Annotated in this window: 5 protein-coding genes; 4 read left to right on the forward strand and 1 reads right to left on the reverse strand. The window is 52.5% G+C overall.

Features of this window, described 5'->3' with window-relative positions; genetic code table 11:
• Positions 1–443 precede the first annotated feature (443 nt).
• Positions 444–1,457: a class 1 integron integrase IntI1 gene (intI1, locus tag DD597_RS24665; RefSeq protein WP_000845048.1), complete on the reverse strand. Its 1,014-nt coding sequence runs from the start codon at positions 1,455–1,457 to the stop codon at positions 444–446.
• Between the two features lie 291 nt (positions 1,458–1,748).
• Between intI1 and DD597_RS24670 the strand changes: the two genes are divergently transcribed.
• The 4 genes from DD597_RS24670 (at position 1,749) to DD597_RS24685 (ending at position 4,484) form a co-directional block, all read left to right on the forward strand.
• Complete coding sequence (locus DD597_RS24670; RefSeq protein WP_063840321.1) at positions 1,749–2,303, forward strand: fluoroquinolone-acetylating aminoglycoside 6'-N-acetyltransferase AAC(6')-Ib-cr5; 555 nt, start codon at positions 1,749–1,751, stop codon at positions 2,301–2,303.
• Between the two features lie 96 nt (positions 2,304–2,399).
• Positions 2,400–2,852 carry an NAD(+)--rifampin ADP-ribosyltransferase Arr-3 gene (locus tag DD597_RS24675; protein WP_001749986.1) on the forward strand — a complete coding sequence of 151 codons (453 nt, stop codon included), beginning with the start codon at positions 2,400–2,402 and terminating at the stop codon, positions 2,850–2,852.
• Between the two features lie 132 nt (positions 2,853–2,984).
• On the forward strand, positions 2,985–3,458 hold the full coding sequence (gene dfrA27, locus DD597_RS24680) for a trimethoprim-resistant dihydrofolate reductase DfrA27 (RefSeq protein ID WP_001749985.1): 474 nt from the start codon (positions 2,985–2,987) through the stop codon (positions 3,456–3,458).
• Between the two features lie 180 nt (positions 3,459–3,638).
• The gene (locus tag DD597_RS24685) at positions 3,639–4,484 is read left to right on the forward strand and encodes an ANT(3'')-Ia family aminoglycoside nucleotidyltransferase AadA16 (protein WP_001749984.1); all 846 of its coding nucleotides are present in this window, start codon (positions 3,639–3,641) and stop codon (positions 4,482–4,484) included.
• Positions 4,485–4,583 lie beyond the last annotated feature (99 nt).

Consider the following 4,583-nt stretch of genomic DNA (forward strand, 5'->3'; position numbering starts at 1 on the left):
CGCTAACTTTGCAACAGTGCCCGTAGATTTACGTGCATAGCCGATTTTCATTCTTTTCTCGCTAATTAGTTATGGGGTTATTGTTATGTTGATACAGTAACGAGTTTTGTTACATGAGGGGAGTCATTTTTCGGGAGAAGTCAGGACTTTTCAAGACTGTCACAAAAACCATCGTTTTTGATACATTAATTTAACCAATAGGTTGCAGATCAAATCGCCTGTAACAGCCTTTCTGGCTGTTTGTCGTTTTCAGAAGACGGCTGCACTGAACGTCAGAAGCCGACTGCACTATAGCAGCGGAGGGGTTGGATCCATCAGGCAACGACGGGCTGCTGCCGGCCATCAGCGGACGCAGGGAGGACTTTCCGCAACCGGCCGTTCGATGCGGCACCGATGGCCTTCGCGCAGGGGTAGTGAATCCGCCAGGATTGACTTGCGCTGCCCTACCTCTCACTAGTGAGGGGCGGCAGCGCATCAAGCGGTGAGCGCACTCCGGCACCGCCAACTTTCAGCACATGCGTGTAAATCATCGTCGTAGAGACGTCGGAATGGCCGAGCAGATCCTGCACGGTTCGAATGTCGTAACCGCTGCGGAGCAAGGCCGTCGCGAACGAGTGGCGGAGGGTGTGCGGTGTGGCGGGCTTCGTGATGCCTGCTTGTTCTACGGCACGTTTGAAGGCGCGCTGAAAGGTCTGGTCATACATGTGATGGCGACGCACGACACCGCTCCGTGGATCGGTCGAATGCGTGTGCTGCGCAAAAACCCAGAACCACGGCCAGGAATGCCCGGCGCGCGGATACTTCCGCTCAAGGGCGTCGGGAAGCGCAACGCCGCTGCGGCCCTCGGCCTGGTCCTTCAGCCACCATGCCCGTGCACGCGACAGCTGCTCGCGCAGGCTGGGTGCCAAGCTCTCGGGTAACATCAAGGCCCGATCCTTGGAGCCCTTGCCCTCCCGCACGATGATCGTGCCGTGATCGAAATCCAGATCCTTGACCCGCAGTTGCAAACCCTCACTGATCCGCATGCCCGTTCCATACAGAAGCTGGGCGAACAAACGATGCTCGCCTTCCAGAAAACCGAGGATGCGAACCACTTCATCCGGGGTCAGCACCACCGGCAAGCGCCGCGACGGCCGAGGTCTTCCGATCTCCTGAAGCCAGGGCAGATCCGTGCACAGCACCTTGCCGTAGAAGAACAGCAAGGCCGCCAATGCCTGACGATGCGTGGAGACCGAAACCTTGCGCTCGTTCGCCAGCCAGGACAGAAATGCCTCGACTTCGCTGCTGCCCAAGGTTGCCGGGTGACGCACACCGTGGAAACGGATGAAGGCACGAACCCAGTGGACATAAGCCTGTTCGGTTCGTAAGCTGTAATGCAAGTAGCGTATGCGCTCACGCAACTGGTCCAGAACCTTGACCGAACGCAGCGGTGGTAACGGCGCAGTGGCGGTTTTCATGGCTTGTTATGACTGTTTTTTTGTACAGTCTATGCCTCGGGCATCCAAGCAGCAAGCGCGTTACGCCGTGGGTCGATGTTTGATGTTATGGAGCAGCAACGATGTTACGCAGCAGGGCAGTCGCCCTAAAACAAAGTTAGATGCACTAAGCACATAATTGCTCACAGCCAAACTATCAGGTCAAGTCTGCTTTTATTATTTTTAAGCGTGCATAATAAGCCCTACACAAATTGGGAGTTAGACATCATGAGCAACGCAAAAACAAAGTTAGGCATCACAAAGTACAGCATCGTGACCAACAGCAACGATTCCGTCACACTGCGCCTCATGACTGAGCATGACCTTGCGATGCTCTATGAGTGGCTAAATCGATCTCATATCGTCGAGTGGTGGGGCGGAGAAGAAGCACGCCCGACACTTGCTGACGTACAGGAACAGTACTTGCCAAGCGTTTTAGCGCAAGAGTCCGTCACTCCATACATTGCAATGCTGAATGGAGAGCCGATTGGGTATGCCCAGTCGTACGTTGCTCTTGGAAGCGGGGACGGACGGTGGGAAGAAGAAACCGATCCAGGAGTACGCGGAATAGACCAGTTACTGGCGAATGCATCACAACTGGGCAAAGGCTTGGGAACCAAGCTGGTTCGAGCTCTGGTTGAGTTGCTGTTCAATGATCCCGAGGTCACCAAGATCCAAACGGACCCGTCGCCGAGCAACTTGCGAGCGATCCGATGCTACGAGAAAGCGGGGTTTGAGAGGCAAGGTACCGTAACCACCCCATATGGTCCAGCCGTGTACATGGTTCAAACACGCCAGGCATTCGAGCGAACACGCAGTGATGCCTAACCCTTCCATCGAGGGGGACGTCCAAGGGCTGGCGCCCTTGGCCGCCCCTCATGTCAAACGTTATGCAGCCAAATCCCAACAATTAAGGGTCTTAAAATGGTAAAAGATTGGATTCCCATCTCTCATGATAATTACAAGCAGGTGCAAGGACCGTTCTATCATGGAACCAAAGCCAATTTGGCGATTGGTGACTTGCTAACCACAGGGTTCATCTCTCATTTCGAGGACGGTCGTATTCTTAAGCACATCTACTTTTCAGCCTTGATGGAGCCAGCAGTTTGGGGAGCTGAACTTGCTATGTCACTGTCTGGCCTCGAGGGTCGCGGCTACATATACATAGTTGAGCCAACAGGACCGTTCGAAGACGATCCGAATCTTACGAACAAAAGATTTCCCGGTAATCCAACACAGTCCTATAGAACCTGCGAACCCTTGAGAATTGTTGGCGTTGTTGAAGACTGGGAGGGGCATCCTGTTGAATTAATAAGGGGAATGTTGGATTCGTTGGAGGACTTAAAGCGCCGTGGTTTACACGTCATTGAAGACTAGTCCTTTGCATAACAAAGCCATCAAACCGGACGCCAGAGATTCCGCGCCTGTTGCGCATGGCTTCGCCATTTTATGCGCAATAGGCGCGCCACCCTGTCGCCGTTTATGGCGGCGTTAACCCAAAGGAGTATCGTGAAAATATCACTAATGGCTGCAAAAGCAAGAAATGGGGTTATTGGCTGCGGCTCGGATATCCCGTGGAACGCTAAAGGTGAGCAGCTGCTTTTTAAAGCAATAACTTACAATCAATGGCTCTTAGTCGGCCGTAAAACATTTGAGGCAATGGGGGCTCTCCCAAATAGAAAGTATGCAGTTGTCAGCCGCTCAGGATCGGTAGCTACTAACGATGATGTGGTTGTGTTTCCATCTATAGAAGCAGCAATGAGGGAGCTAAAGACTCTTACGAACCATGTTGTTGTTTCTGGTGGTGGAGAGATCTACAAGAGTCTGATCGCCCATGCCGACACGCTACATATCTCGACAATAGATTCCGAGCCAGAGGGCAATGTTTTCTTTCCGGAAATCCCCAAAGAGTTCAATGTGGTGTTCGAGCAGGAATTTCATTCAAATATAAATTATCGCTATCAAATCTGGCAAAGGGGTTAACCATCCAAGCCATCGGACACATTTTGCTTCGCTGCGCTCAAAACGCAAAATGTGCCGCTGCTTAGCGGCGTTAGATGCACTAAGCACATAATTGCTCACAGCCAAACTATCAGGTCAAGTCTGCTTTTATTATTTTTAAGCGTGCATAATAAGCCCTACACAAATTGGGAGTTAGACATCATGAGCAACGCAGTGCCCGCCGAGATTTCGGTACAGCTATCACAGGCACTCAACGTCATCGAGCATCATCTGGGATCGACGTTGCTGGCCGTGCATTTGTACGGCTCTGCACTCGACGGTGGCCTGAAGCCATGCAGTGATATTGATTTGCTGGTTACTGTGACTGCACAGCTCGATGAGACTGTGCGGCAGGCTCTGTTCGTAGATTTCCTGGAAGTTTCCGCTTCTCCCGGCCAAAGTGAAGCTCTCCGTGCCTTGGAAGTTACCATCGTCGTGTACGGCGATGTTGTTCCTTGGCGTTATCCAGCCAGACGGGAACTGCAATTCGGGGAGTGGCAGCGCAAGGACATTCTTGCGGGCATCTTCGAGCCCGCGACAACCGATGTTGATCTGGCTATTCTGCTAACTAAAGCAAGGCAACACAGCCTTGCCTTGGCAGGTTCGGCCGCGGAAGATTTCTTCAACTCAGTCCCGGAAAGCGATCTATTCAAAGCACTGGCCGACACCTTGAAACTATGGAACTCACAACCGGATTGGGCAGGCGACGAGCGGAATGTAGTGCTTACTTTGTCTCGCATTTGGTACAGCGCAGCAACCGGCAAGATCGCGCCGAAGGATGTAGCTGCCAACTGGGTAATGGAACGCCTGCCCGTCCAACATCAGCCCGTGCTGCTTGAAGCCCAGCAGGCTTACCTTGGACAAGGGATGGATTGCTTGGCCTCACGCGCTGATCAGTTGACTGCGTTCATTTACTTTGTGAAGCACGAAGCCGCCAGTCTGCTCGGCTCCACGCCAATGATGTCTAACAGTTCATTCAAGCCGACGCCGCTTCGCGGCGCAGCTTAATTCAGGCGTTAGATGCACTAAGCACATAATTGCTCACAGCCAAACTATCAGGTCAAGTCTGCTTTTATTATTTTTAAGCGTGCATAATAAGCCCTACAC

Origin of the sequence: Enterobacter cloacae complex sp. 677-3DZ2D5B (assembly GCF_004136695.1) — a bacterium.
GTDB classification, from domain to species: domain Bacteria; phylum Pseudomonadota; class Gammaproteobacteria; order Enterobacterales; family Enterobacteriaceae; genus Enterobacter; species Enterobacter hormaechei_C.